The organism is Sphingomonas benefaciens, assembly GCF_052907485.1.
Window position 1 is genome coordinate 53,106 of the sequence record NZ_JBREIC010000004.1, and the last position, 26,816, is coordinate 79,921.

31 protein-coding genes are annotated in these 26,816 nt (G+C 68.8%); 12 read left to right on the plus strand and 19 right to left on the minus strand.

Annotated elements, in window-relative coordinates; genetic code table 11:
- Positions 1–7 precede the first annotated feature (7 nt).
- The gene (locus ACU5AX_RS13650; RefSeq protein ID WP_198354823.1) at positions 8–331 is read right to left on the minus strand and encodes a DUF1476 domain-containing protein; all 324 of its coding nucleotides are present in this window, start codon (positions 329–331) and stop codon (positions 8–10) included.
- Positions 332–501: 170 nt separating this feature from the next.
- Here ACU5AX_RS13650 and ACU5AX_RS13655 point away from each other — a divergent pair, with 170 nt between their 5' ends.
- Positions 502–642, plus strand: a complete 141-nt coding sequence (locus ACU5AX_RS13655; protein WP_446691390.1) for a hypothetical protein — start codon at positions 502–504, stop codon at positions 640–642.
- 3 nt (positions 643–645) lie between these two features.
- Here ACU5AX_RS13655 and ACU5AX_RS13660 read toward each other — a convergent pair whose 3' ends face one another.
- The 12 genes from ACU5AX_RS13660 to ACU5AX_RS13715 form a co-directional block, all read right to left on the minus strand.
- A complete protein-coding gene (locus ACU5AX_RS13660) occupies positions 646–1,650 on the minus strand; it encodes an NADPH:quinone oxidoreductase family protein (protein ID WP_446691391.1) in 1,005 nt (334 codons plus the stop codon).
- A complete protein-coding gene (leuD, locus tag ACU5AX_RS13665; protein WP_446691392.1) occupies positions 1,613–2,242 on the minus strand; it encodes a 3-isopropylmalate dehydratase small subunit in 630 nt (209 codons plus the stop codon). The genes ACU5AX_RS13660 and leuD overlap by 38 nt, the downstream gene beginning before the upstream one ends.
- A 114-nt stretch (positions 2,243–2,356) precedes the next feature.
- Positions 2,357–3,796, minus strand: coding sequence for a 3-isopropylmalate dehydratase large subunit (gene leuC, locus ACU5AX_RS13670; protein WP_446691393.1), 1,440 nt, complete (start codon positions 3,794–3,796; stop codon positions 2,357–2,359).
- Positions 3,797–3,884: 88 nt separating this feature from the next.
- On the minus strand, positions 3,885–5,291 hold the full coding sequence (locus tag ACU5AX_RS13675) for a S41 family peptidase (RefSeq protein WP_446691394.1): 1,407 nt from the start codon (positions 5,289–5,291) through the stop codon (positions 3,885–3,887).
- 198 nt (positions 5,292–5,489) lie between these two features.
- Entirely contained in the window at positions 5,490–6,176 is a 687-nt protein-coding gene (locus ACU5AX_RS13680) for a glutathione S-transferase family protein (RefSeq protein ID WP_446691395.1), read from the minus strand.
- On the minus strand, positions 6,173–6,808 hold the full coding sequence (locus tag ACU5AX_RS13685; protein ID WP_446691396.1) for a CoA transferase subunit B: 636 nt from the start codon (positions 6,806–6,808) through the stop codon (positions 6,173–6,175). Before ACU5AX_RS13685 ends, ACU5AX_RS13680 begins: the two co-directional genes overlap by 4 nt.
- A gap of 1 nt (position 6,809) precedes the next feature.
- A complete protein-coding gene (locus tag ACU5AX_RS13690; protein WP_446691397.1) occupies positions 6,810–7,766 on the minus strand; it encodes an HAD family acid phosphatase in 957 nt (318 codons plus the stop codon).
- Entirely contained in the window at positions 7,763–8,470 is a 708-nt protein-coding gene (locus ACU5AX_RS13695; RefSeq protein WP_446691398.1) for a CoA transferase subunit A, read from the minus strand. The genes ACU5AX_RS13690 and ACU5AX_RS13695 overlap by 4 nt, the downstream gene beginning before the upstream one ends.
- 225 nt (positions 8,471–8,695) lie before the next feature.
- The gene (gene ppdK / locus ACU5AX_RS13700) at positions 8,696–11,353 is read right to left on the minus strand and encodes a pyruvate, phosphate dikinase (RefSeq protein WP_446691399.1); all 2,658 of its coding nucleotides are present in this window, start codon (positions 11,351–11,353) and stop codon (positions 8,696–8,698) included.
- Positions 11,354–11,440: 87 nt separating this feature from the next.
- Entirely contained in the window at positions 11,441–13,735 is a 2,295-nt protein-coding gene (glyS, locus tag ACU5AX_RS13705; RefSeq protein WP_446691400.1) for a glycine--tRNA ligase subunit beta, read from the minus strand.
- Positions 13,732–13,965: a hypothetical protein gene (locus tag ACU5AX_RS13710; protein WP_446691623.1), complete on the minus strand. Its 234-nt coding sequence runs from the start codon at positions 13,963–13,965 to the stop codon at positions 13,732–13,734. Before ACU5AX_RS13710 ends, glyS begins: the two co-directional genes overlap by 4 nt.
- Before the next feature lie 5 nt (positions 13,966–13,970).
- The gene (locus ACU5AX_RS13715) at positions 13,971–14,840 is read right to left on the minus strand and encodes a glycine--tRNA ligase subunit alpha (protein WP_198354811.1); all 870 of its coding nucleotides are present in this window, start codon (positions 14,838–14,840) and stop codon (positions 13,971–13,973) included.
- A 187-nt stretch (positions 14,841–15,027) separates the two neighbouring features.
- Here ACU5AX_RS13715 and ACU5AX_RS13720 point away from each other — a divergent pair, with 187 nt between their 5' ends.
- The 10 genes from ACU5AX_RS13720 to ACU5AX_RS13765 all read left to right on the plus strand — a co-directional run bounded on the left by ACU5AX_RS13720 (position 15,028) and on the right by ACU5AX_RS13765 (position 20,037).
- Entirely contained in the window at positions 15,028–15,231 is a 204-nt protein-coding gene (locus tag ACU5AX_RS13720) for a helix-turn-helix transcriptional regulator (protein WP_198354810.1), read from the plus strand.
- Positions 15,209–15,667 carry a hypothetical protein gene (locus ACU5AX_RS13725; RefSeq protein ID WP_446691401.1) on the plus strand — a complete coding sequence of 153 codons (459 nt, stop codon included), beginning with the start codon at positions 15,209–15,211 and terminating at the stop codon, positions 15,665–15,667. Before ACU5AX_RS13720 ends, ACU5AX_RS13725 begins: the two co-directional genes overlap by 23 nt.
- Positions 15,664–15,843 (plus strand): hypothetical protein, encoded by a 180-nt coding sequence (locus ACU5AX_RS13730; protein ID WP_446691402.1) that lies wholly within the window; start codon positions 15,664–15,666, stop codon positions 15,841–15,843. Before ACU5AX_RS13725 ends, ACU5AX_RS13730 begins: the two co-directional genes overlap by 4 nt.
- Entirely contained in the window at positions 15,840–16,280 is a 441-nt protein-coding gene (locus tag ACU5AX_RS13735; RefSeq protein WP_446691403.1) for a hypothetical protein, read from the plus strand. Before ACU5AX_RS13730 ends, ACU5AX_RS13735 begins: the two co-directional genes overlap by 4 nt.
- A gap of 41 nt (positions 16,281–16,321) precedes the next feature.
- Positions 16,322–17,224 carry a TraB/GumN family protein gene (locus tag ACU5AX_RS13740; protein ID WP_446691404.1) on the plus strand — a complete coding sequence of 301 codons (903 nt, stop codon included), beginning with the start codon at positions 16,322–16,324 and terminating at the stop codon, positions 17,222–17,224.
- Between the two features lie 217 nt (positions 17,225–17,441).
- A complete protein-coding gene (locus ACU5AX_RS13745; protein ID WP_446691405.1) occupies positions 17,442–18,083 on the plus strand; it encodes a 50S ribosomal protein L25/general stress protein Ctc in 642 nt (213 codons plus the stop codon).
- A 232-nt stretch (positions 18,084–18,315) separates the two neighbouring features.
- Positions 18,316–18,885, plus strand: a complete 570-nt coding sequence (gene pth / locus ACU5AX_RS13750) for an aminoacyl-tRNA hydrolase (protein ID WP_446691406.1) — start codon at positions 18,316–18,318, stop codon at positions 18,883–18,885.
- Positions 18,882–19,481: a TIGR02466 family protein gene (locus tag ACU5AX_RS13755; protein ID WP_446691407.1), complete on the plus strand. Its 600-nt coding sequence runs from the start codon at positions 18,882–18,884 to the stop codon at positions 19,479–19,481. The genes pth and ACU5AX_RS13755 overlap by 4 nt, the downstream gene beginning before the upstream one ends.
- 61 nt (positions 19,482–19,542) lie before the next feature.
- Positions 19,543–19,866 (plus strand): 5'-nucleotidase, encoded by a 324-nt coding sequence (locus ACU5AX_RS13760; protein ID WP_446691408.1) that lies wholly within the window; start codon positions 19,543–19,545, stop codon positions 19,864–19,866.
- Positions 19,867–19,905: 39 nt separating this feature from the next.
- A complete protein-coding gene (locus tag ACU5AX_RS13765; RefSeq protein ID WP_446691409.1) occupies positions 19,906–20,037 on the plus strand; it encodes a hypothetical protein in 132 nt (43 codons plus the stop codon).
- Positions 20,038–20,055: 18 nt separating this feature from the next.
- On the opposite strand, the gene ACU5AX_RS13770 is transcribed toward ACU5AX_RS13765, so the two are convergent.
- The 4 genes from ACU5AX_RS13770 to ACU5AX_RS13785 form a co-directional block, all read right to left on the minus strand.
- A complete protein-coding gene (locus ACU5AX_RS13770) occupies positions 20,056–20,391 on the minus strand; it encodes an HNH endonuclease (protein ID WP_446691410.1) in 336 nt (111 codons plus the stop codon).
- Positions 20,392–20,491: 100 nt separating this feature from the next.
- Entirely contained in the window at positions 20,492–21,133 is a 642-nt protein-coding gene (locus ACU5AX_RS13775; RefSeq protein WP_198354801.1) for an outer membrane protein, read from the minus strand.
- 320 nt (positions 21,134–21,453) lie between these two features.
- Complete coding sequence (locus ACU5AX_RS13780) at positions 21,454–21,795, minus strand: DNA primase (RefSeq protein ID WP_446691411.1); 342 nt, start codon at positions 21,793–21,795, stop codon at positions 21,454–21,456.
- Positions 21,796–21,862: 67 nt separating this feature from the next.
- Entirely contained in the window at positions 21,863–23,077 is a 1,215-nt protein-coding gene (locus tag ACU5AX_RS13785) for a multidrug effflux MFS transporter (protein WP_446691412.1), read from the minus strand.
- A 93-nt stretch (positions 23,078–23,170) separates the two neighbouring features.
- On the opposite strand from ACU5AX_RS13785, the gene ACU5AX_RS13790 reads away from it, so the two are divergent.
- Positions 23,171–23,689 (plus strand): hypothetical protein, encoded by a 519-nt coding sequence (locus tag ACU5AX_RS13790; RefSeq protein ID WP_446691413.1) that lies wholly within the window; start codon positions 23,171–23,173, stop codon positions 23,687–23,689.
- Positions 23,690–23,716: 27 nt separating this feature from the next.
- Here ACU5AX_RS13790 and ACU5AX_RS13795 read toward each other — a convergent pair whose 3' ends face one another.
- Positions 23,717–24,178 carry a peroxiredoxin gene (locus tag ACU5AX_RS13795; protein WP_446691414.1) on the minus strand — a complete coding sequence of 154 codons (462 nt, stop codon included), beginning with the start codon at positions 24,176–24,178 and terminating at the stop codon, positions 23,717–23,719.
- Entirely contained in the window at positions 24,165–26,816 is a 2,652-nt protein-coding gene (locus ACU5AX_RS13800) for a bifunctional [glutamine synthetase] adenylyltransferase/[glutamine synthetase]-adenylyl-L-tyrosine phosphorylase (protein ID WP_446691415.1), read from the minus strand. Before ACU5AX_RS13800 ends, ACU5AX_RS13795 begins: the two co-directional genes overlap by 14 nt.

The window sequence follows — 26,816 nt, forward strand, 5'->3', positions numbered from 1 at the left end:
CAGCGGCTCACTCCGGCTGCATCAGCTGACGACGCGCCTCGACCGTCTTCTCGTCGAGTGCACGGCGGACGGAGGCTTCGTCCGTGTCGACGCCGGCCGCGGTGAGGTCGCCGAACAGCTTGCGGACGACATCCTCGTCCCCCGCCTCTTCGAAATCCGCCTGTACCACGGCCTTGGCATAGGCATCCGTCTCGGCCGGCGTCAGATCCATCTGCGACGCCGCCCATTGACCGAGCAGGCGATTGCGCCGGGCCGTGATGCGGAACGCCATTTCCTCGTCACGCGCGAACTTGGCTTCTTCGGCACGCCCCCGATCTTCGAACATGGCCATCGCGTCAAACCCCCGAACTGTCGTCGTCGCGCTTCACATAGGAACAGCCGGCATCCGGCGCAACGCGCCGCTGCCGTGCATGTCCGAGCGAGGAACAAAGCGGGTAACTCAAGCGCTGGTAGGTTTATACCGCACCGTGAGTGCGGAGAGACTAAGGTTAGGAGAGAATCATGACCCCCGCCGTCGTCGCACGCGGCACCCACGCTCCCATTCGCCACAGGCCGACACCGATGATGGGTCTCGTGCTGGGCGTGCTCATCTCCCTGATTCTTTGGGCGCTGATCGCCGCCGCGGTTCTGGCGATCGTCTGAGCGTCACCCCTCGTCGAGGGTCACGACCAGCTTGCCGATGGCCTGACGCGAGGCCATCACCGAGATCGCCTCGCCGCCGCGAGCCAGCGGATAGGTCTGCGTCACCCGCGGGGTGATTCGCCCGTCCTGCCACAGCCGCATCAGCGTTGCGACATGCGCCTGGTTGGCCTGCGGATCGCGGGCAGCGAAGGCGCCCCAGAAAACGCCGCAGACGTCGCAGCTTTTCAGCAGCGTGAGGTTGAGCGGCAGGCGCGGGATGCCGGCCGGGAAGCCGACGACGAGATACCGCCCCTCCCAGCCGATCGCGCGCAAGGCCGGCTCCGCATAGTCGCCGCCGACCGGATCGTAGATGACGTCGAAACCACCACGCCCGCCAGCCGCCTTAAACTGCTCCGCCAGCGCCTTGGAGGCATCCTTGTCGAACGGCGCGCGGCCGTAGATGATCGTCTCGTCCGCACCCGCGGCGCTGGCCGCGGCGGCCTTTTCCTCGGACGACACGGCGGCGACGACGCGTGCGCCAAAGGCCTTGCCGAGCTCGATCGCGGCGAGGCCAACCCCGCCCGCGGCGCCGAGCACGAGCAGCGACTGGCCGGTGGCGAGCCGACCGCGATCGAGCAAGGCGTGGATGGTCGTGGCATAGGTCAGCAGCAACGCCGCACCCTGCGCGAAATCGCGGTCGTCCGGCAATCGCGTCAGCCGTGCAGCCTCGACGACCAAATGGGTGGCGAGACCGCCATGGCCGATCACCGCCATCACCCGGTCGCCAATCGCCCAATCGTCGACACCTGGGCCGACGCCGACGATCGTACCGGCGATCTCGCCGCCCGGCGCGAACGGGCGCGGCGGCTTGAACTGATATTTGTCCTCGATGATCAGGACGTCGGGATAGTTGATGGCGCAGGCCCGGACGGCGACCACCACTTGCCCCGCCCCGGCCGCCGGATCGGGCAGCTCGGCCAGTTCCAGAGTTTCAGGTCCGCCCGGTGCCCTCGACAGCAATGCTCGCATATCCGCTCCTATCCTCGATCCAGGGGCGATGTTCGCGCATCATCCCCTCGAATTTCGAAATCGCGGTATCTTCTGCCAGCGTCATGCCGATCTCGTCCAGCCCTTCCATGAGACAGCGGCGGCGAAACGGATCGAGGTGGAAATCGAAACGGTCCTGATAGGGGTTGGTGACGGTCATCGTCTCAAGATCGACGGTGACCGGCTGATCCTTGGCCGCGACCAGCAGCCGGTCGATGGCCTCCTGCGGCAGGACCACGGGGACGATGCCGTTCTTGAAGGCATTGCCCGAGAAGATGTCGGAGAAGCTCGGCGCGATCACCGCGCGCACGCCCATGTCGGCCAGCGCCCAGGCGGCATGTTCACGGCTGGACCCGCAGCCGAAATTGTCGCCGGCGATCAGGATCGGCGCACCGGCATAGCGTGGGTCGTCGAACACGTTGCCCGGTTGCCCCCGCACCGTCTCAAACGCGCCGCGTCCCAGGCCGGCGCGGGTGATGGTCTTCAGCCAATGCGCCGGGATGATGACGTCGGTGTCGATATTTTTGGCACCCCAGGGATAGGCGGTGCCGCTGACGGCGGTGACAGGCTGCACGGGTAGCTCCGGATCAGTGCGGCGTCTTGATCGGCACGGGCGTGCGCGCGCCTGCGTAATAGGCAGCGGCGCCGCTGAATACGGCGCCCAGAACCAGCATCACCAGGACCTTCTTCACGCTCTGTCTCCCATCAGATCTCGTACGTCGGCCAATCGGCCGGTCACCGCGGCGGCGGCGGCCATTGCCGGCGACAACAGGTGGGTACGCGCCCCGGGTCCCTGACGGCCAACGAAATTCCGGTTGGAGGTGGAGGCGCAGCGTTCGCCGGCCGGCACCTTATCCGGGTTCATCGCCAGACACATGGAGCAGCCGGGCTCGCGCCAGTCGAAGCCGGCGGACACGAAGATGCGGTCCAATCCCTCTGCTTCTGCCTGACGCTTGACCAGGCCGGAGCCGGGCACGACCATCGCGTGCACGCCGTCGGCGACACGCCGGCCGTTGGCCACCGCCGCGGCGGCGCGCAGATCCTCGATCCGGCTGTTGGTGCAGCTACCGATGAAGACATGCTGGATCGCCACGTCCTGCATCGCCGTGCCCGGCGCCAGCCCCATATAATCAAGGCTCGCCTGCGCCGCGGCGCGCTTGGCGGGATCGGCGAAGCTGTCGGGGGCCGGAACGGTGCCGGTGATCGGCACGACATCCTCCGGGCTGGTGCCCCAGGTCAGCGCCGGGGCGATGTCGGTGGCGTCGAGGCGGACGCTCTTGTCGTAGCGCGCGGCCGGATCGGACGCGAGCGTCCGCCACCAGGCGACGGCGCGATCCCATTCGGCGCCGGACGGCGCCATCGGCCGCCCCTTGAGATAGGCGAAGGTCGTGTCGTCCGGGGCGACCAGGCCGGCCCGCGCGCCGCCCTCGATCGACATGTTGGCGAGCGTCATCCGCCCCTCGATCGACATGCCGCGGACGACGTCGCCGGTATATTCGAAGACGTGGCCGGTGCCGCCCGCCGCGCCGACCCGGCCCATGATCGCCAGGATCACGTCCTTGGGGCTGACCCCGAAGCCCAATGTGCCGTCGACGCGCACCTCCATCGTCTTCGACGGGCTGAGCAGCAGCGTCTGGGTGGCGAGCACATGCTCCACCTCGCTGGTGCCGATGCCGAAGGCGAGCGCGCCGAGCGCGCCATGGGTCGAGGTGTGGCTGTCGCCGCACACCAGGGTCGTGCCCGGCAGGGTGAAGCCGAGCTCCGGCCCGACGACATGGACGATGCCCTGCTCCGCGGCGGTCGCATCGATATAGTCGATGCCGAATTCGGCGGTGTTGCGGCGCAGGGCGTCGAGCTGCTGCGCGCTTTCCGGATCGGCGATCGGGATCGGCCGCCCCTGCGCATCGACGCGTGGCGTCGTCGGCAGATTGTGATCCGGCACCGCCAGAGTCAATTCGGGCCGCCGTACGCGCCGGCCGCTGACCCGCAGGCTCTCGAACGCCTGCGGACTCGTCACCTCATGGACAAGGTGGCGGTCGATGTAGATGAGGCAGGTGCCGTCGTCACGCCGCTCCACGACGTGGGCGGCCCAGATCTTCTCGTACAGGGTCAGGGGTCGGGATGCCATGATGTCGCCGCGTTAACCGAAAGATGCGCACAGGCCAAGCGCGACATACGATTCATTACCCATTCCGGCGTCCATTCAGCGTTGCAATTCATCGTTCCAGCGCGGCGGTGTCGCGCATATCGCCATCATAGCGATACCGCGGCACCTGCGGTACGTTCGACCCGCGGGCGCGGCCGCGATAGACCTTCATCGGGATGCCGACCTCGGCAATGCCGCTGGGCAGCGGATATTCGCCAATGTCCATGTAGAGCGTGTCAGCGCTGGTTTCCTGACCGACCTGGACGGCGCCGAGCTTGGTCCAGAGATCGACCGCGTCAAGGCAGGCGGAAGCACAGGCGGCATCGGTCAGCACGTAGATGGGCGGCATTCGCGCCGCGACGGGTGCGGCCGACGGCGGTACGGCGACGGGAGCGGCATCGGCTGGTTCGCGCCACAGCGGCTGTCCCGCCGCGATGGCGGCGGACAGGCCCGCCGATATGCGCCGCGCCCAGGCCAGCGATTCCGCCGACGCGTCCGGCGACTTGCTCCACTGGTCACGGTAATGGTCGATCGTCGCCAGATTGTCCCGCGACGCCCGCCATTCGACGTAGGTTCTGTCGTCGTCGGCCGCCGCTACCGCCGCGTCGCCCCACAGCAGCCTGGCGATGTCATAGGACCATTGCGATGATCCGCCGCCATTGCCCCGGACGTCGAGCACGATAGCGGGGGCGGCGAGCAGGGCCGCACGCTGATCGCGCATGCCTGCGATCATCGGCCGCAGCGCCTTGCCCGCCGGCCCGTCGGGATCCCCGTCGAACGCTGTCATGCCGAACCAGCGCGTCCCGTCTGCCAACGCCCGTGCCCCGATCCAGCTTGGCTGACGATAGCTGGTCTGATCGAGCCGGGCGGACCATTCCGGATCGACCAGCGGCCGCCAGGCCAGCGACACGGTCCGGGCCTGCCCTGCCACGGCGAAGGTACAGCGCGTCGGACGTGCGATGAACGGATTGGCGCTGTCGATGAACAGGCGCCCCGCCCGCGATCGCCGCGTCGCGAGCAGCGACCAGCGCCCGACGAAGGCGCCGACGTTGCGGGCGAGCAACGGGTCGGCCGCCACGCCGTCGCAGGCCACCAACTCGGCGCCAAGCGGCACCGGTGCATCGTCGGTTCGGGTCATCACCACCTGCCGTCCGCGCGCGTCGAGGCCGGTCAAAAAGCCCGGCCACTGCGCCGTCAGCATCGGCGAGCCCTTCAGGGTGGAGAATTGCACATGGCCATCGTCGAAACTCGCGACATAGCCGCGCATCGTCCAGAAATAGCCGGCATAGTCGCGAACCTGCGCGGCACGCCGCTGCGCGAGCGCCAGGGCGGCGCCTTCGCGGGCGTTGAACGGCAGATCGAGCGGATTGACCGGCCCGGCATGATCGGCCTGGATGAGGGCGTGGAAGGCCTGCAGGTCATGGCGTGTCGCCGCCGCCCAATCCCGCGCCACGACCGGCGCCGATGGCGCTTCCACGGGCGCCGATCCTGCTGGTGCGGACTGCCACATCGCCGCACCGATCATCATCGCCGTCCCGATCATTCCATCCCCCCGCCCTATTCGATCAACGGTAGGATCGCACGGCTGCGGCGAGAGTAGAAATGACTGACGGATCAGCAGGTTGGGATGAAGCTCCGCGCGACCACTGTCCGATAACGGACAGGTGTACGCAAATCAGCGAAGGCGGTGGTCGGCGATGATTCGTCCGCAGCGGCCGAGCTCTGCCTCATGCTCCTGCTCGCGCCATTGCTCCGACAATGCGGCGCGCTCCCAGGCCTGCATTGCCGGGTGCGACAGGATCGTTTCGACCCAGCGTGCTCCCGCCACCCCGACCTCGATGGCATAGGTACGGACGCGAAAGGCGACCGGCGCGAAGAAGGCGTCGACGGCGGTGAAATCGCCACCGGCCAGCCACGGCCCACCGAACCGGGCCAGCCCTTCGGCCCACAGCTCCGCGAGGCGCGCGACATCGCGAGCCAGCGCCGGCGAGCCCGGCGCGGCGTCGGCGCGCACACCGACGTTCATCGTCCGCTCGCTGCGCAGCGCCGCGAAGCCGCCGTGCATTTCGGCCACGGCGCACATCGCCCAGGCCCGCGCCGCCTCGTCCGTCGGCCACACCCCGGCATGACGCTCCGCCAGATACAGCGCGATGCCAAGCGAATCCCAGACGGTGCGGTCACCATTGATCAGCACCGGCACTTGCCCGGTCGGCGAGAAGGCGCGGAAGGCCTCGTAATTGTCAGCCTGCGCGAACGGCTCGATCCGGTCGTCGAACGGAATGCCGAGCGCGGTCATCAGCAGCCACGGGCGCAGCGACCAGCTCGAGTAATTCCGGTTGGCGGTGACGAGCGTGTAGCTCACGCGTCGTAGGCCGCCGTGGTCCTGGCGGCGACCTCGTCGGCGGTGACGCCCGGCGCCAGCTCGACCAGCTTGAAGCGGGACTGGTGGTCGGGGCGCTGGAACACCGCGAGATCGGTGACGATCATGTCGACGACGTTCTTGCCGGTCAGCGGCAGCGTGCAGGACGGGATGAACTTGGGGCTGCCGTCCTTGGCATTGTGGTCCATCACGACGATGATCTTCTTGACCCCGGCGACCAGGTCCATCGCGCCGCCCATGCCCTTGATCATCTTGCCGGGGATCATCCAGTTGGCGATGTCGCCGCCCTCGCTCACCTCCATCGCGCCGAGCACGGTCAGGTCGATATGCCCGCCGCGGATCATCGCGAAGCTCTGCTCGCTGCCGAAATAGGCGCTTTGCGGCAGTTCGCTGATCGTCTGCTTGCCGGCGTTGATCAGGTCCGGGTCGACCTCGTCATCATAGGGGAACGGGCCGATGCCGAGCATGCCGTTCTCCGACTGCAAGGTCACCGTCATGCCGGCCGGGATGTTATTGGCGACCAGCGTCGGAATGCCGATCCCCAGGTTGACGTAATAGCCGTCGCGCAATTCCTGCGCCGCGCGCGCCGCCATCTGGTTGCGATCCCAGCTCATCTCACTTTGCTCCTTGGCCGGGATCGACCCAGCGTTTGTCGGCGGGAAAGACGTCGGCGGCGCTGCCCTTCAGCGCGCTGCCGTAGACGGGGTTGGGCAGCACGAACCAGCCATTCCCCCACAGGTCGGCGATCGCTCCGCTATCGGTCACGCGCCGCCGCTCCGCGGAGGACGGAATGGCATTGAACAGGTCACTGAAGTCGCCGAGCTGGTCGCCAGCCATCGCGACCACGCAATAACGCGCGGCAATCGCGGTGCGGCGCGCATCCTTGCCGCTCGGCCCGTCGCGCAGGAACAGGTCGTTGCCGGGCGTGAAGTCGCCCAGCCCCGCCGCCTTGAGCGCCGCCGCGGTGCCCGCCACGGTCGCCGTGGCGCGGTTGCTGTTGATGACGACGGTGATGCCCGCCGCGCGCAAGGCGGCAAAGGCTTCCACGGCTCCGGGAACGGGGGCGACGGACCGCTGCCCGGTGCGTTCCCAGCGCGTCCATTGGGCGGCATCGAAGGGCGCGGCGGGATCGCGCGCCGCCAGCGCCTCGACGCCGAGGTTGAGGATCACCGTCTCGTCGGCGTCGAAGACCGCGGCGCGCGGCTTGCCCGCGCAGGGCAGCCATTGCGGCGCCGCCAGCGTCGCCCCCGGCCGCAGCACGACGCTGTCGCCGCCGGCGCGGCGATAGGTCGCGTAATTGACCAGCGCACGATAGGCCTGGCGGCTCAGCGCCGCGGCTTCACCCGAACCGTAGAGGAACTGGAATTGCGGCGGCACCGACGCCGCTGCGCCCGCGACCGCTGCGTTGCCGTCGGGCGGTGGCAGTGCCTTCAGACCGACGATCCGGACCGTCTGGCCGTCCGCCACATAGGTCTGACCGGGACGCGGGAGCGTCGCGGTCGCCGGCCGGCGCGCGGCGCATCCGGCGAGCAACGTCGCACCGAGCAAGGCGCAGGCAAGGGCGCGGGTCACGCGGCCTCGCGCGGCCGGGTGGTCCGGAATTCGATCTTCTTGTCGTAGGGGGCGCCGACGATCATCCGCTTCACGTAGATGCCGGGCAGATGGATGTGGTCGGGATCGAGGCTGCCGACCGGCACCACCTCTTCCACTTCCGCGACGCAGATCCGGCCCGCGGTCGCCATCGGCTGGTTGAAGTTGCGCGCGGTCTTGCGGAAGATCAGGTTGCCGCTCTCGTCCGCCTTCCAACCCTTGATGATCGACAGGTCGGCGCGGATGCCGCGTTCGAGGATATAATCCTCGCCGTCGAAGCTCTTCACCTCCTTGCCCTCGGCGACGAGCGTGCCGACACCGGTCTTGGTGTAGAAGCCGGGAATACCGGCACCGCCGGCGCGGCAACGCTCGGCGAGCGTGCCCTGCGGACAGAATTCCACCTCGAGCTCGCCGGCGAGATACTGGCGTTCGAATTCCTTGTTCTCGCCGACGTAGCTGGAGATCATCTTCTTCACCTGGCGGCTGCGCAGCAGCTTGCCGAGGCCCTCGCCGTCGATGCCGGCATTGTTGCTGGCGATGGTCAGATCCTTGACGCCGGCGGCCTGGATCGCGTCGATCAGCCGTTCCGGGATGCCGCATAGGCCAAAGCCGCCGGCGCAGATCGTCATGCCGTCGTGCAGCAGTCCGTCGAGCGCCGCCGCAGCATCGGGGTAGAGCTTGTTCATCGGCCGGGACTCTCCTGTCTTCGAAGCGGGATTAGCGAGGCGGCGGCGGCCGGGTCAAGAACCTGAACGGGGGTTCAACTTGATGCCAGACTGCCCTCTTGCCCCTGAACGTCATCCCCGCGCAGGCGGGGATCCAGACTGGCTGGCTGGGCGGCTCTTTCAGCAGCGTCGGCGGTTCTGGATCCCCGCCTGCGCGGGGATGACGGCGGGCTTCCAAAAACAAGCCTAGTTCCGCAACGCCGCCTGCGCCGCCGCCAGCCGAGCGATCGGCACGCGATACGGCGAGGCCGAGACGTAGCTCAGCCCCACCGCCTCGCAGAAGGCGATGCTCGCCGGATCGCCGCCATGCTCGCCGCAGATGCCGAGCTTGATGTCGGGCCGGGTCGCACGGCCGCGCTCCGCCGCCAGCTTGACCAGCTCGCCGACGCCCTCGACGTCGAGGCTGACGAACGGGTCCTTGGCGTAGATGCCCTTCTCGACATAGGCGCCCAGGAAGCGCGCCGCATCGTCGCGGCTGACCCCCAACGTCGTCTGGGTCAGGTCGTTGGTGCCGAACGAGAAGAACTCGCCCGTCTCGGCGATCTCGCCGGCCTTGAGCGCGGCGCGGGGCAGCTCGATCATCGTGCCGACCAGATAATCGACCGTGGCCCCGCGCTCAGCGAAGACCGTCTCCGCCGCCTTGTCGACCACCGCCTTCATCAGGTCGAGCTCGCGCTTGGTGGCGACCAGCGGGATCATGATCTCCGGCACCGGCGCTTCGCCCTTCGCCGCGACGTCGAGCGCCGCCTCGAAGATCGCGCGCGCCTGCATTTCGTAGATCTCCGGATAGGTGACGCCGAGGCGGCAGCCGCGATGGCCGAGCATCGGGTTGAATTCGTGCAGCTCGTTGGCACGGCGCTTCAGCGTCTCGACGTCGATGCCGGCGGCGGCCGCGACCTCGGCGAACTCCGCCTCTTCGTGCGGCAGGAATTCGTGCAGCGGCGGATCGAGCAGGCGCACCGTCACCGGCAGGCCGGCCATGACCTCGAAGATTTCGGTGAAATCGCTGCGCTGCGCCGGCAGCAGGCGGTCGAGCGCGGCGCGGCGACCGGCCTCGTCCGAGGCGAGGATCATCTGGCGCACCGCGGTGATGCGGTCGGCGTCGAAGAACATATGCTCGGTGCGGCACAGGCCGACCCCCTCCGCGCCGAAGTCGCGTGCGGTCCGGCAGTCGGCCGGCGTCTCGGCATTGGCGCGCACCTTCAGCCGGCGCACCCCGTCCGCCCATTCCATCAGCGTGCCGAAGTCGCCGGCCAGTTCCGGCTGCACGGTCGCGACCGCGCCCGCCATCACCTCGCCGCTGGCGCCGTCGATGGTCAGCGTATCGCCCTCGCCCAGCGTCCGGTCGCCGACGCGCAGCACCTTGTCCTTGGCCGAGATCGACAGGCCGCCGGCGCCCGAGACGCAGGGGCGGCCCATGCCGCGCGCGACCACCGCGGCGTGGCTGGTCATGCCGCCGCGCGCGGTCAGGATGCCCTTGGCGGCGTGCATGCCGTGGATGTCCTCCGGGCTGGTCTCGACGCGGACCAGGATCACGGCCTCGCCGGCGGCCGCCCGCTTTTCCGCCGTATCGGCATCGAAGACGATCCGGCCCGACGCCGCGCCGGGGCTGGCGGGCAGGCCCTTGGCGATCACGTCGCGCGGCGCCTTCGGGTCGAGCGTCGGGTGGAGCAGCTGGTCGAGCGCCATCGGATCGACCCGCGCCACCGCCTCCTCACGGCTGATCAGCCCCTCATTGGCCATGTCGACCGCGATCTTCAGCGCCGCCTTGGCGGTGCGCTTGCCCGCACGGGTCTGCAGCATCCAGAGCTTGGCCTTCTCGACCGTGAATTCGATGTCCTGCATGTCGCGGTAATGCGTCTCGAGCCGGTCGAACACCGCCGCCAGCTCGGCATAGACCTCGGGCATCGCCTCTTCCATCGAAGCGGGCTTGGCGCCGGCCTCCTCGCGCGCGGCGCGGGTGAGATATTGCGGCGTGCGGATGCCGGCGACGACGTCCTCGCCCTGCGCGTTGATCAGGAATTCGCCATAATAGGCACGATCGCCCTTGGCGGGATCGCGGGTGAAGGCGACGCCGGTCGCGCTGGTGTCGCCCATGTTGCCGAACACCATCGCCTGGACGTTGACCGCAGTACCCCAGTCGCCGGGGATGTCGTTGAGGCGGCGGTAGACCTTCGCCCGCTCCGATTGCCACGATCCGAACACCGCGCCGACCGCGCCCCACAGCTGGTCGTGCACGTCCTGCGGGAAGGGCTTGCCCCATTGCTGCGCGACCAGGCCCTTATATTCCGCGACCAGGGCGCGCAGGTCGTCGGCGCTGAGCTCGGTGTCGAGCGTATAGCCATTGTCTTCCTTGGCGATCTCCAACGCTTCTTCGAAGGCGCCATGGTCGAGCTCCAGCACGACGTCGGCGTACATCTGGATGAAGCGGCGATAGCTGTCCCAGGCGAAGCGCGCATCGTCCGCCGCCGCCGCCAGCCCCTCGACGGTCGCATCGTTGAGGCCGAGGTTGAGGACCGTGTCCATCATCCCGGGCATCGACACGCGCGCGCCCGAGCGGACCGAGACCAGCAACGGATTGGCCGGGTCGCCGAAGCGCTTGCCGGTGATCCCCTCGATATGGGCGATGCCGTTGGCGACCTCGTCGCGCAGCGAATCGGGGAAGCGCTCCCCCTCCTCGTAATAGCGCGTGCACATCGCGGTGCTGATCGTGAAGCCTGGCGGCACCGGCAGGCCGATCGACGCCATTTCCGCCAGATTGGCGCCCTTCCCGCCCAACAGGTTCTTGTCCCCCTTGCCGCCGTCGGAGACGCCGCCGCCGAAACGGAACACATATTGGGTCATCGCTGGTCCTTCAGTTCGGTACACATTGCCCCGGGGAGGAAGGCGGTGTCGGAAGGTCTCAAAAGTCGCACTACATAAGGCGCGCCATTATCCCTCGATCTTCGAGAAATCGGCGACGGCATGAACTGCGGCGCGAACGCGGGCGAGCAGCGCGAGCCGGGCGGCGCGCTTGTCCGGATCGGTATCGTTGACGGTCACACTGTCAAAGAACGCGTCAATCGGCGCACGCAACGAGGCGAGTGCCGCCATCGCACGCTCGAAATCCTCGTCCGCCACTGCGGCCGTAGCGGCGGGCTCGGCCGAATCGAGCGCGGCGACCAGGTCAGCTTCTGCCGTTTCGGGCGTGTAGGACAGTGGTTTCGGCGCGGCCTCGGTATCGGCGGCGTAGCCTTCCTTCTTCAGGATGTTGGCGGCGCGCTTGTAGCCGGCGAGCAGATTGGCGCCGTCCTCGGTGGCGACGAACGCCTGGAGCGCCCGCACCCGCGCGAGCAGCCGGACGAGATCGTCCTCGCCGCCCAACGCGAACACCGCGTCGATCAGGTCGTGGCGCACGCCTGCCTCGCGCTGCTGCACCTTGAGGCGGTCGGCGAAGAAGGCGAGCAGCTGTGCCGGCGTCTCACGGATGCGATCGCCGCCAGCTTGCAGGAAGTGGAAGACCTTTTCCGTCTCCGGCTTCAGCACGATCTCGAAATCGCCCAGCGCGTCGGCCATCTGCACCATGCGCCGGTCGAACTCGTCTTGGGGCAGGCTGCGGTCGGGGGCGATCCGCTTCACCGTGTCGAGATAGACGGCGTAGTTCGGATCGATCTGCGCGGTGCGTTCGAGGACGCCGAGCACGACATTGGTTACCGCGACGCGGAACGCCTGCAGCATCGGCGCGCGCAGCTGCGACCGCTCGATCAGCAGGATCACGCCGAGGGCGGCGCGGCGCAACGCGAACGGATCCTTCGATCCGGTCGGCAATTCGCCGATCGCGAAGAAGGACGCGAGCGTGTCGAGCTTATCGGCGAGGCTCACCGCCACCGTCACCGGCGCGGTCGGCACGTCGTCGCCCTGCCCGACCGGTTTGTAATGGTCGCGGACCGCGTCGGCGACCGCCTGCGGCTCGCCCTGCGCGGCGGCATAATAGCCGCCCATCAGGCCCTGCAATTCCGGGAACTCGCCGACCATGCCGGTGACGAGGTCCGCCTTGGCAAGGCGCGCGGCGCGCTCCGCCAGGTCGGCGAGCGACAGTCCGCCTCCCGTAGCGGGAGAGGGAGATTGGATGATCTCCTCTTCCACCAGCCACCGTGCCAGTTTGGCGACACGGTCGACCTTGTCCGCCACCGTCCCCAGCTTCTCGTGGAAGACGATGTTCGACAGCTTCTGCGCCTGCTCTTCCAGCGGCGTCTTGCGGTCGGTGTCGTAGAAGAAGCGGGCGTCGGACAAGCGCGCGGCGAGCACCTTGCGGTTGCCCTCGACGATCTTGGCGCCGCCGTCGCTCGCCTCGATATTGGCGGTGCAGACAAAGGCGTCGGCGAGCGCGCCCGACGCATCGCGGCACACGAAATACTTCTGGTTGACGCGCGCGGTAAGCTGGATCACCTCCGGCGGCACGCTGAGGAAGTCGGCATCGAAGCGGCCGAGCAGCGGCACCGGCCATTCGGTGAGGCCCGCATTTTCCGCGACCAGCCCCTCGTCCTCGACCAGCGTCAGCCCGGCCTCCGCCGCCAGCGCGGTCGCCCGGTCGCGGATGAGAGCGCGCCGTTCGTCCTGATCGACGATGACATGGCAGGCGCGCAGCTTCTCGACATAATCCGCCGCCGAGCCGATGGTGATCGCGCCACTGTGGTGGAAACGGTGGCCGAGCGTCGCCGCGCCACTGACGACCCCGGCGATCTCGACCGGGACGACGTCCTCACCGAGCAGCGCGACGATGCCGTGCAGCGGGCGCACCCAGCGCAGCGATTCGGTCGTCGCGGAGGCGGCGCCCCAGCGCATCGACTTTGGCCAGGGGAAGGCGCGGACGATCGCCGGGATCGCCTCCGCCAGCACCGCGGCGGTGGCGCGACCGGGCTTTTCGGTGATCGCGTAGAACACGCCATCACGCTCGGTGAGCTGTTCGCGGGTGAGGCCGGTCTTGCGCAGGAAGCCGGCGAGCGCCTGTTCGGGCGCATTGGCCTTCGGGCCCTTCAGCTCCTCGGACACCGCCTCAGTCTGCAATGGCATTCCCCGCGCGATCAGCGCGAGGCGACGCGGGGTGGCATAGGTCACGATGTCGCCCGCGGCGAGGCCGGCCTTGCCCAGCTCGGCTACGAACAGACGCGCGAGGTCTTCACGCGCCTTGTCCTGCATGCGCGCGGGAATTTCCTCGGAGCGGAGTTCGAGCAGGAAGTCGGTCATTGGGCGGCGCCGAAGAAGAGGTTTGGTTCACGCGAAGACGCGAAGACGCGAAGAAGAGTTGGTTCGCGCAGAGGCGCGGAGAGGTCGGGCTCGACGCAAAGCGTTTGTCCGAACCGCATGCCGCTGGCGATGTAGGGGCCGCTGGCGCGGCCGGTCTGCCACGGGCGGCTCTGCGCCCTCTGCCCCGCTGCGCGAAACATCTTCGCAGCTTCGCGGCTTCGCGCGATCATCACGCTCACGCCGCCCACCCGTTCTTCTCCATCCACGCGCCGCAGGCGCCCTTGGCGAGATCGCGGACGCGGCCGATATAGGCCTGGCGTTCCGCCACCGAAATGACGCCACGCGCCTGGAGCAGGTTGAAGGTGTGGCTGGCCTTGATCGCCTGTTCGTAGGCGGGGATCGGCAGGCCGGCGGCGAGGCTGTTCTCGCACTCGGCCGCGGCCTTGCGGAAGGCGTCGAACAAGGTCGCGGTGTCCGCCACCTCGAAATTCCACTTCGACATCTGGCGCTCGTTCTCGAGGAACACGTCGCCGTAGCTGACGCCGGCATCGTTGAAGCGCAGGTCGTAGACGTTGTCGACGTCCTGGATGTACATCGCGAGCCGTTCGAGCCCGTAGGTCAGCTCGCCCGCCACCGGCTTCATGTCGAAGCCGCCCATCTGCTGGAAATAGGTGAACTGCGTCACCTCCATGCCATCGCACCACACTTCCCAGCCGAGGCCCCAGGCGCCGAGCGTCGGGCTTTCCCAGTCGTCCTCGACGAAGCGGATGTCGTGGCGCGTCATGTCGACGCCGATCGCGGCGAGGCTGCCGAGATAGAGATCCTGCAGATCGGGCGGGCTCGGCTTCAGGATCACCTGATATTGGTAATAATGCTGCAGCCGGTTGGGGTTCTCGCCGTAGCGGCCGTCGGTCGGCCGGCGGCACGGCTGCACGAAGGCGGCGTTCCACGTGTCGGGGCCGAGCGCGCGCAGCGTCGTCGCCGGGTGAAAGGTGCCCGCGCCCATCTCCATGTCGTACGGCTGGAGGATCACGCAGCCCCGGTCGCTCCAATAGTCATGGAGCGTCAGGATCATCTTCTGGAAGGAAAGCGGTGTGGCGGCCATCGCGGGCAGGCTTTGGCCGATGCCCGCGCCTTCCGCAAGGGGCCGACCTGTCCCGATGTCAGGCACCCCCAGCAGAATGTCAGGGGTTGTTGACATTGTCGCGAGTCGCGGTCAATTTGTCATGGTCACCTGACACTGAGTCAGGGATGGATGACAAGGGGGTCTTGGCATGACAGAGGAGGCCGACATGAAGAACCGCCTCAAGGTGCTGCGAGCCGAACGCAACTGGAGCCAGGCCGAACTCGCCGGCCGTCTCGACGTGTCGCGGCAGGCCGTGAACGCGATCGAGACCGGCAAATATGACCCGTCGCTGCCGCTCGCCTTTCGCATCGGCCGCCTGTTCGAACGCCCGATCGAGGAGATTTTCGATGACGCCCATGATGGTCAGTGATCGCGAAGCCGGCTGGGGCGAGGCCCGCGCCGGTGCCAAGTCGGGGCGCAAGGCCAGGCGGCGGATCGTGCTGGCGGTGTCGGCCGCCGTGTTGGTCGGCGGGATCGACTTCTGGCGCGGCTTCTACGACGGTCTTACCGGCGCACCGCGGCGCGCCGCCGCGCCGCTGCCCCAGAATTGGGCGGACGCCGTGATGGTGACCCTGTTGGTCGTCGCCGGCCTGATCACCTGGCGCAACTGGCGCGAGACCGACGAGATGCAGCGGCTGCTTGCAATCCAGACCTGGGCGGTGATCGGCCTGAGCGGTTTCCTGCTCAATCCGCTGATCGAGATCGCGTCGCGGTGGATGCCGATGCATCAGCCAGCGCAGGTCGCCTGGCTCGCCTCTGCCGCCGCCGGCATGGTGTTCTATGCCTATCGCCGGGTGCGGGCATGAGCCGGCGTCCGCCGCATCGCGCCGCGATCGCCGGATTGGTTGCCGGAACGATCCTGGTGTTGGGCCTGCCCCGCCCCGCCCCGGTCAGCGTGGCGACGTCGGGCGTCGGCACGCTCACCGCGACCTGGCAGCCCTCCTTCCTGTCCGTCCGCCTTACCCTGGAGATGTGGAAATGACCCCGATGAAGCGCAACGACGCGCCGGTCGCAGCCAGCGTCCGCGCCAACCAGCGGCTGCTCGCCGCCTCCGGCGTTCTGGGTGGCGCGATCGGCGTGGGATTGGTGCTGGTGCTGATCCCGCAAGGCGAGGGCGCGCCCGACATGGTCGACCTGCTGCATGCACCCCTGCCCGCCTGGTTCGCGATCCTGGTCGCGCTCGCCTGGGGCGTGGCGCTGCCGCTGATCGCCTGGCGCTGGCAGCGCGTCGTCGACGAGCATGAGCGCGAGGCCTATCGCGACGGCGCGGTCGCCGGCTTCTACGTCATGGGTGCAGGTGCGCCAGTCTGGTGGGTGCTGGCGCGCGGCGGTCTGGTCGCCGAGGTCGACCCGATCGGCCTCTACGTCGCGACGCTGGCGGTGACCGGCATCGTTTGGCTGTACCGTAAATACGCCTGATCCCCTTCCCTTCCTGCCGGAGCGCCTGCATGACAAGGCTGATGAAGACGACCCTGACCGCGATCGGCCTGTTGCTGGCCCTGCCCGCCTGTGCGCAACAGGCCGCACCGGCCGCCAAGGCGCGCGCCGCCAACGATGCCGACCCCGCCCTGTGGGTGGTCAAGGACCAGGACACGACCGTCTATCTGTTCGGCACGATCCACGTGCTCAAACCTGGCCTCACCTGGTTCGACGAGGCGGTGAAGAGCGCCTTCGACCGGTCTAACGAGGTCAAGCTGGAACTGGTGCTGCCCGACCAGGCGGCGATGACCAAGCTGGTGATGGCGACGGGTCTTGCCCCGGCCGGCACGCCGCCGCTGACCGAGCGGCTGCCCGCCGACAAGCGCGCCGCCTTCACCAAGGCGGTGGTCGACCTCGGCCTGCCCGCCAATGCGCTCGACACATTCAAGCCGTGGCTCGCCGCCACGCAGCTGTCGGTCGCGCCGCTCGGCAAGCTCGGCTACGACAGCGCCAACGGGCCCGAGGCGGTGATCACCGCGGCGGCGAAGCAGGCGGGCAAGCCGCTGACCGGGCTGGAAACGGCGGAGCAGCAGCTCGGTTTCTTCAGCAGCCTGTCGGACAAGGCGCAGATCCAGTTCCTCGACAGCACGGTCGACGAACTGCCCAAGCTGCAGGAGACGATGGAGACGATGGTCCGCGAATGGGCGGACGGTGACCCGGATGCGCTAGCGCGCGAGATGAACGACAGCCTGAGGGATTCGCCGGAGGTCGCCAAGGTGCTGCTGACCGACCGCAACGCCCGCTGGGCGCAGTGGATCAAGGGCCGGATGGCGCAGCCGGGCACGGTGTTCATCGCGGTCGGCGCGGGGCACCTCGCCGGGGCGGGGTCTGTGCAGGCGCAGCTCGCCAAGCTCGGGCTGAAGGCGGAACGGGTGAAATATTGACGGCATCGCACCCACCCTCACCCCGCGCCGGCTCCGCCGGCTTGCCCCTCTCGCAGCGGGAGAGGGGAAGAGGCGCGCGGCGCCGAAGGGGTGAGGGTGGGCGACGCTGATTGCTTTTTCCCCGTCCACCCGCTATGCGCGCCCGCTTCCGGTCCATGGTCATCCCTGGAGGCGTGGGCGCGGAAATGACATTTAGCACGTTTCGGAAGGTATCTGCATGAGCGACTCCATTACGCTCGCAGCCGAGACGCGCGACCGGGTTGGCAAGGGAGCCTCCCGGGCGCTGCGTCGTGACGGCCGCGTCCCCGCCGTGATCTACGGCCTGAACAAGGAACCGACCTCGATCCACCTCGAGGAGAAGGCGCTGACCAAGGCGCTGATGACCGGTCACTTCTTCACTTCGGTGATCATGATCAACGGCGAGCGCACGCTGCCGAAGGACGTCGCCTTCCATCCGGTGACCGACCGTCCGACCCACGCCGACTTCCTGCGCATCAGCGAGCATGCGACCGTCACCGTCGCGGTGCCGGTGGTGTTCGCCGACGAGGACGAATGCCGCGGCATCAAGCAGGGCGGCGTGCTCAACATCACCCGCCACGAGGTCGAGCTGGTCGTCGACGCGGCCGAGATCCCGGCCGAGCTGACCATCTCGCTGAAGGGCCGCGAGATCGGCGACTCGATCCACATCAGCGACGTCAAGCTGCCCAACGGCGCCAAGCCGGCGATCGACGACCGCGACTTCGCGATCGCGACGATCGTGCCGCCGACGGTGCCGACCGCCGCCGACGAGGCGCTCGACGCCGAGGTCGCCGAGACCCAGTCGGCCGAGGCCGCTGGCGAGGATTCGGCCGAGGGCTGATCGCCCCGCCGTTCCGGCCAAGCGACAGGGGCAGGGTGGCGGCAACGCTCCCCTGCCCTTTTCGTTGTTCGGTCATACCCCGCAGTTCGCGTCATCCCCGCGCGGGCGGGAATCCAGAACCCCTGACGTTCGCGCTCTCGCCGGCAGGTCAGCCAGCCTGGATTCCCGCCTTCGCGGAAATGACGATAACCGCTAGGTGGGCGTTCCCCTACCATCCGGAAGGAGCCACGCGATGCAGATCTGGGCCGGGCTCGGCAATCCGGGGCCACAATATGCGCTGCACCGGCACAATGTCGGCTTCATGGCGATCGACACGATCGCCGACATGCACGGCTTCACGCCGGCCAAGAAGCAGTTCCAGGGCTGGACGCAGGAAGGCCGGATCGGGCCCGAGAAGATCGTGCTGCTCAAGCCGGCGACGTTCATGAACGACAGCGGCCGCTCGATCGGCGAGGCGCTGCGCTTCTACAAGCTGGAACCCGACGCGCTGACCGTCTTCCACGACGAGCTCGACCTGGCGCCGTTCAAGGTCAAGGTGAAGCGGGGCGGCGGTACCGCCGGCCACAATGGCCTGCGCTCGACCGACCAGCATCTCGGGCCGGACTTCCGCCGCGTGCGGATCGGGATCGGCCATCCGGGGCACAAGGACCGCGTCACCGGCTATGTGCTCGGCAATTACGCCAAGGCGGAGATGGACCCGCTTGCCGACATGCTGGGCGCGATCGGCGCGGAGGCGGCGTGGCTCGCCGCGGGCGACGACGTGCGCTTCATGAACGATGTCGCGATGAGGCTGGGCGCATGACCGTCCGTTCGCTGTTCGCCACGCGCTTCTACGACGCGCCGCTGGGCGATGCCGCGCTGCTCGCCGAGCTGGAGGAGGCCGCGCTCGACCTGGCGCGCGAGGATCGCGCCGGGATCGGCTGGTGCAAGGCGCATGGCTATCGCGGCTATACCTCCTATGCCTCGCTCGACGATTTGCCCGCGCGCGACCCGCGCTTCGCCGATCTGGTCAAGCTGCTCAACCGCCACGTCGCCCGCTTCGCGGAGGCCTGCGCCTTCGACCTCGGCCGTAAACTCAAGCTCGACAGCCTGTGGGTCAATGTCCTGAAACCCGGCGGCAGCCATTCGGGGCATATCCATCCGCACAGCGTCGTGTCCGGCACGCTCTACGTCGCAGTGCCGCCGGGCGCAGGGGCGCTGAAGCTGGAGGACCCGCGGCTGCCGATGATGATGGCCGCGCCGACGCGAACCGACGACGCGCCGGAGGATCTCAAGACCTTCGTCTATGCGGTGCCGGAGCCGGGCAGCGTCTTCCTGTGGGAAAGCTGGCTGCGCCACGAGGTGGTGCCCAATGCCGCCAAGGGCGAACGGATCAGCATCAGCTTCAACTATCGCTGAGCCGCCGCACTGATGCCGCAATCGGGGCCAACCTTCGTGCCGACGGGCGATGGAGGCGGCGATGCGGCTGGCGGTGCTGATGGCGATGCAGGCGGCGAGCGCGACTTATGGGCCACCCCTGCCGCCGGAGATGGTCGCCAAGGCCAAGCCCTTGCTCCCTCGCCGCTGTGACGGGGCCGACGCGGGCGCCGACGTCGTCGTCTGCGGCCGCAGCGCCGACGCCAACCGCGTCGGGCGGATGGACGACGCGCGATATCGCGAGAAGCCGGTGCGGGCGGCCACCCGGATCGGCAAGGTCGGCCTGGTGGCGGAGGGCGAACAGGCCGGGCTGCCCGGCGGCATCCCGATCCACCGTGCGATGCTGCGCGCCAAAATACCCTTCTAGCCGCAACCGGACGTTCAGTTCCGCGCGCTAGGATGGGGCATGGACAAACGTTGGGAAAAGGTCGGCCTCGCCGCCGTCGTCTTGCTCGCGCCGGGTGGCTTCATCCTCGGGGCGACGCTGCTGGCGAACCATTATCGCAAGAGGCGTGACGGGAAGAAGACGGACGACTGACGCGCCCCGACCGGCCGCTCACCGCCCGCGGCGGGTCGGCGCGTGGAAATCGGGCGGCTTGTCGGCGATCCAGCGCGCGAAGCGGGCGATGCCGGGATGGTCGCGTAGCACCGCCGGATCGGCATAGGTCCGCGCCAGATCGGCACTGGCGATCAGCGCATGGACGGTGCGGTGACAGATCGGATGCACCGCCGCGGTGACTCTGCCGCCCTCCGACTTGGGCACGAGATGGTGCCACTCCACCTTCTCACCCAATGGCCGCTGGCAGATCGGGCATGGCGGCGGGGCGGCCGGCCGCGCGGTGCGTTCCGCCGCCTCCACCAAACCCGCCTTGCGCTTCACCCGTCCGGCCATGCCGTCGATATGGGGGGCGCGATGGATAAACGAAGGGCGGGCCCGGCATAGGCCGGACCCGCCCCTGTTTTTACCGACGGGGCGGATGCCCCGGTCCGGATCAGAAGTGCGCGATCACACCCGCCATCGGGCGGAAGCTGTGCGCGTCGTCGAAGGTCGAGACCTCCATACGCAGGCGCAGGCCCGAATTGCCGGTGATGCCGCCCAGACCGATGTCCTTCGGGCCGATCTCGGCGCCGATGCCGTAGACCATCGCGTGATAGTCACGCTTGGTGTCGCCGACGACGCCCGGCGCGAAATGGTCGAAGTTGTTCCAGCGATAGCCGACCTTGCCGTAGAACAGGCCGCTGTCACCCGCGCGGAAACCGCCGCGGCCGTAAGCGCCATATTCCCAGTCGATGTTGCCCGACACGCCCTTGGCGACGCTACCCTCGGCGCCGACGAACAGCGGCCCGAGCGGCACGTTCACGCCAACCACGCCCTCGACCAGCGCGCCGTCGAGATTGTAGCCGCGCGGCTGAGCCGGAATGCCGGCGACCGACGGACGATCGAACTGCTCCCAGCCGCCCATGATGCCGAAATACGGCTCTATGCCGAACGCGCGGGTACCGTCCGGTGCGGTCGGCGCATCGCTGGGCGCAGTCGCGGTGGTGTCGGTCGACGTGGTCGACATGTCCTGCGCGAAAGCGGGGACGGCGAAGGACGCGACCGCAACGGCGGCCGCCAGGGCGAGCTTACGCATGTGTGAAATACCTTTATTGCCTCAACTCGGGAGGCCAAGGCATCGCTGCCGGCCGTCCCAGGCCCATCAAAACCGCGCGCCCCGGCCTTTGTTGCACCGCAAGCGTCGATTCCGGACGAAGGGTGAAACCTGTTGCGCGAAGGGCACACTTTCTTTCTCAACTATGAACGTCGTGCCACAACCATAATAAAGCCGGCATATTGCCGGCGTATTCTTGCCACAAATTGGTTTGGTGCGCTGCAGCAGATCTCGCTCGCGCCGGTTGCCGCACCTGATCCGTCGCGACCGTAGGGCCGATCAGGCGCGGCATGGAACAGGGATCAGGGCCGCAACGCGACGTCGTCCTTGTCGTCCAGATCCTCGTCGTCGACCGTGTCGTCGTCGAAGTCCTCCTGGGCGTCGTCCTCGTCGAGATCGGCCTCGTCGGGCTCCGCATCGGCGTCCGTCTCGCCCACCTCTTCGGAATCCATGTCGAGCTCGTCGAGCGGCTCGTCTTCCTCGTCATCGTCGCCGAGGTCGGGATCGAGATCGGTCAGCACCACGCCGTCGGTCGGGCCGTCGCGCGTCGCCTCAAGGATCTCGGCGCGCTGGCTCTCGTCATAGCCCTCTTCGTCATAACCGTCGTCGCCCGAGCCGTAGCCGGGCACCTGATGTCCGCCCATCGCCACCTCCTGTATCATGGGTAGGGGGCGAACGGCGGGACCATGGGCGCGGTTCCCGCCCCGTCGCTCAGACGGGGCGGTACAGCCGCCCCTTCTCGGTCACCGCGACCAGGGCAAGCGCGACCAAGCCGGCGAGCAGGAAGCCGGCGGCGAGCGGCGCGGTGGTGCCGTCATAGGCCTGGCCGATCACCACCCCGAGCATCGCGCCGAAGGTCACGGAGATGAAGCCCTGCACGCTCGACGCGGTGCCGGCGATCGAGCCCATATTCTCCATCGCCATCGCTGAGAAATTCGACGTGGCGAGGCCGAAACAGCCCATGGTGAGCGCCTGCAGCACGACGAAGCTGACCAAACTGTCGTGGCCGCTCCAGGCGAGCGCGAGGTGAATCGCGCTTAGCACGATCAACGCGGTCACCGCGCTATGGCTGATCAGCCGGGTGCCGAGCCGCAGCACGAGCCGCGCGTTGGTCAGGTTCGCCGCCGCCATCAGCGTCGCGGTCACCGCGAACATCACCGCGAGCAGACGCGGATGGCCGAAGGTGTCGAACATGATCTGCTGGATCGAATTGAGATAGCCGTAGAGCGCACCCATCAGCGCGGTCGAGGCGAGCGTATAGCCGATCGACCAGCGGTCGCCGAGCGTGCGGCGCCAGCCGGCGAGGATGCGCGACGGCGACAGCGGCTGCACCGCCTCCGGCCGCAGCGTTTCCGGCATGCGGATGAAGAACCAGGTCATGATGCCGATGGTAATGCCGGCGATGACCCAGAAGATGCCGCGCCAGTTGGCGAACAGCAGCACCGTCTGGCCGAAGGCGGGGGCGAGCACGGGGACGATCATGAACACCATGAAGGCGATCGACATCACCCGCGCCATCGGCCGGCCGTGATAGCAGTCGCGGACCAGCGCGACGACCGCGACGCGCGTCGCGGCGACCATTGCCCCGCCGACGACGCGGGCCGCAAGAAGCAGGGTGAAGCTGGCGGAGACCGCGCAGAGAATGTTCGCCACCGCATAGCCGCCGAGCGCCCAGAGCAGCAGCCGGCGCCGGCCGAAGCGGTCGGCGAGCGGCCCATGGGCGAGCTGCGCGATGCCGAAGCCGAGGACGAAGGCGGTGATGATGAACTGGCGCTGGTTCTCGCCATCGACGTGCAGCGACCCGCCCATCGCCGGCAGCGCGGGCAGCATCGAATCGATGCCGAGCGCGGCAAGCGACATCAGCGCGGCGACCAGGGCGACGAACTCGACGAAGCCGATCGGCGCGCCGGGGGGCTCGTACGCCACGGAAAGGTCGGCGGAAGAAGGGGATGACGTGGTCACCCGGCTCCCCTAACCTCCCGACGCACGGCGCGGAACCCCTGCAGGGACTTTGGAGGCATGAGGATGCGGAAGGCGATGACGGGGGCGGCGCTGGCCGCCGCAATGCTGGCTGCCGGTTGCGACCGGTCGGGTGACGGGACGTCGATTACGATCAACGCCAGCGATGGCAATACGGTCGGCGCGGTCGACGGCCGGACCGGCGAGGTCAAGCTGAAGCTGCCCGGCTTCACCGGGCAATTCAAGCTGCCCAATCTGAAGGTGCAGCCGAACAACTTCGACCTGAACGGCGTCCATCTCTATCCGGGATCGACGGTCGACGCGATCAACGTCAGCGGCGGCGACGGGGCCGGCAAGGCGGGTGATGCCGACGGCGGAGTGCAGGTGCGGTTCACCAGCCCGGCGGATGCCGCGACGGTGCGCGACTGGTTCCAGCAGCGGCTGACCGGTGCGGGCTTCACCCTGCATGCCGACGGCCAGGGGCTGAGCGGCACGACCGACGAGAAGAAGCCGTTCCGGATGGAGGTGAACGATGCCGGCCGAGGCCGGACCCAGGGGACGATCGTACTCGGCGGATAGCGCCGGAATCCGGCGCATCGCCCTCCTCTACAGCGCCTGCACCGCCTCCAGCACCGCCTGGGCATGGCCGGCGACCTTCACCTTGCGCCAGGCGCGGACCAGCCGCCCGTCGGCGCCGAACAGGAAGGTCGCGCGCTCGATCCCCATATAGCTGCGCCCGTACATCTGCTTTTCGCCCCAGACGCCAAAGGCGTCGCAGGCGCTCCCGTCCTCGTCGCTCGCCAGCGTCACGGTGAGCGCATGTTTGGCGGCGAACTTGCCGTGGCTGGAGGGCGGATCCTTGCTGATCCCGACGACGCTCGCCCCGGCTGCCGCAAACGCGTCCGCCAGGGTTGAAAAATCCTTCGCCTCGCGAGTGCAGCCGCTGGTGTCGTCCTTGGGGTAGAAATAGATCACCGCTGGCAGCGGCCGGTCGCTCAGCCGCATCGGTGTCCCGTCCATGGCGGTCACCGTCACCGGCGGCAGCGTCATCCCCTCATCCATCGGCATCCTCCGTGATCCGTGCCCAGGCATCCGCCACCTCCTGCCGCGTCGCGTCGAGCGCGGCAACCACGCTCGTCCAGTCGGGCAGGCCGAGCGCGCGGGCGATCAAGGCGCAGGTCGGCGGCTTGGGCTCGGCGGCGTCGGGCGCGACCAGCCGGACCGTCACCAGCAGCCGGCCGAGCAGCCGATAGGCGTCGGCAAAGCCGGGCGGAACGAGCCCGCGGGCGACCAACGCGTCGATCGCCACGGCCAGCCGCGGGTCGAAGCCGGCGCTGGCGCGCAGCTGCGCGACGTGCACGGCGAATTCCAGGTCGACCAGCCCGCCGGGCAGCAGCTTGGCATCGAGTGGCCCGGCCGGTGGCTTGTGCCGCGCCATCTCGATGCGCATCGCCCGCGCGTCGGCCGCGACGTCGCGCACCGGCCGGGCGCCCGCCAGTACGTCGCGGATCACCGCCGCCGCCGCCGCCCGCGCCGCCGGCGTGCCGAACACCGGCCGGGCGCGGGTCAGCGCCATATGTTCCCAGGTCCACGCCTCCTCGCGCTGGTAGCGGGCATAACTGTCGAGGCTGACGACCAGCGGCCCTTGCGTACCGGACGGGCGCAGCCGCGTGTCGACCGGGTAGAGCGGCCCGGCGGCGGTCGGTACGGACAGGGCCGCACTGATCCGTTGCGCCAGGCGATTGTAGTAGAGCGTCGCGCCGAGCGGCCGTGGGCCGTCGGATTCGGCGTGGAAGTCGCCGGTGAACAGATAGACGAGGTCGAGATCGGAGGCGTGGGTCAGCGCCTCGCCGCCGAGACGGCCGTAGGCGAGGATCAGCAATTTGCTGTCCGGCACGCGGCCGTGCGCGCGCGCGAACTCCTCCACCGTCGCGGCGGCCAGCGTCTCCACCGCCGCCTCCGCCAGCCGGGCATAGCCGGCGGCGACGTCGAGCGGATCGGCGGCGCCGGCGACGATCTGGCAGCCGAGCGCGAACCGCCGCTCGCCGACGATGCGACGGACCTGGTCAAGCAGCGCCTGATAATCGGCGGCGTCGCCGCGCCGCATCTCGGCGACCATCTGGTCGACGGTGCCGAGTGGCTCGAAGGCGCTGGCGTCGATCAGTCCGTCGATCAGTTCCGGGCGCAGCGCCAGCGCATCGGCGAGCGCGGGCGCGTGGCTGAGGATGGTGGCGAGCAGCGCGGCGAGACCGGGCCGTGCCTCGAGCAGGCGCAGGATATTGATCGCGCTCGGCAGCCGTTCGAGCATCCGGTCGAGGCGCAACAGGGCGGCCACCGGATCGGGTGCCTCCGCCAACGCCGGCATCAGCACCGGCAGCACCGCCTCCAGGGCGTCGCGCGCCGCCGGACTGCGCAGCGCCGGATAGCGCCCGCCCCGCCAGGTCGCGACCGCCGCGGCCGCGGCGTCGCTGTCGGCGAAACCGGCGCGGCCGAGGTCGCCGGCGAGGACGACCGGATCATGGGCGAGCCGCGCCCCGCCCGCATCGTCGAGCGTGTCGTACAGTCGACCCACCCGAGCGACGTCATCTCGCAGCAGCGCGAGCAGCGCCGCGCCATCGGCGACGCCGTGCAGCCGGGCGACGCCCTCCAGCGCCGCCCCGTTCGGCAGCACATGCGTCTGGCGGTCGTCGACCATCTGCAACCGATGCTCGATCGTGCGCAGCCGGCCATAGGCGTCGGTGAGCGGGATTGCGTCCGCGGGATCGATCCAGCCCGCCGCCGCCAGCCGCGCCAACGCCTCGCGCGTCGCGGGTGCGCGCAGCGCGGGGTCGCGACCGCCGTGGATCAATTGGTGGATCTGCGCGAAGAATTCGATCTCGCGGATGCCGCCGCGTCCGCGCTTCAGATCGTAGCCGGGGCCGAACGCCTGGCCGCTGGCATAATGATCGCGGATGCGACGCGACAGGTCGCGGATCTCGCGCACCGCACCGAAATCGAGCCCGCGCCGCCAGACGAAGGGGCGGATCGCATCGAGGAAGCCGTCGCCCAGGGCGATATCGCCCGCCGCGCTGCGCGCCCGGATGAAGGCGGCGCGCTCCCAGGTCAGCGCCTGCGATTCATAATGGCTGATCGCGCCGAGCAACGGCACCGCGATCGGCGTCACCTCCGCCGCCGGGCGCAGCCGCAAGTCGACGCGCAGCACATAGCCGTCACCGTCGCGCGTCTGCAGCAGGTCGACGACGCGCTTGGCGATCCGTACCGCCGCCTCCTCCGGCTCCTCGCGCGCGCGATGCGGCAAGGTCACCGGGTCAAAGATCAGGATCGGGTCGACGTCGGAGGAATAATTGAGTTCGTGGCTACCCAATTTGCCGAGCGCGATCGCGGCAAAGCCAAGCGGCGGTACGTCCGGATAGCGCTCCGCGATCGCGGCGGCGATGGCGGTATCAAGGGCATGATCGGCAAAGTCGCTGAGCCGGCGGGTGACCGTGGTCAGATCGGCGACCCCGGCCAGATCGTCGATCGCTACCGACAGGGCCAGTGCCTGCCGTTGCCAGCGCAACCGCCGCCCGACCGGCATGGCGGGATCGACCACGGCCGCGTCGCGCCAGTCGAGCGCACCGGCGGCGGCCCGCTCTTCCCAATCCGGGTGCCGGGTCAGGATGGTCGCAAGAAACGGCGCATGGTCCCGCGCACGGCGGATCGCCAC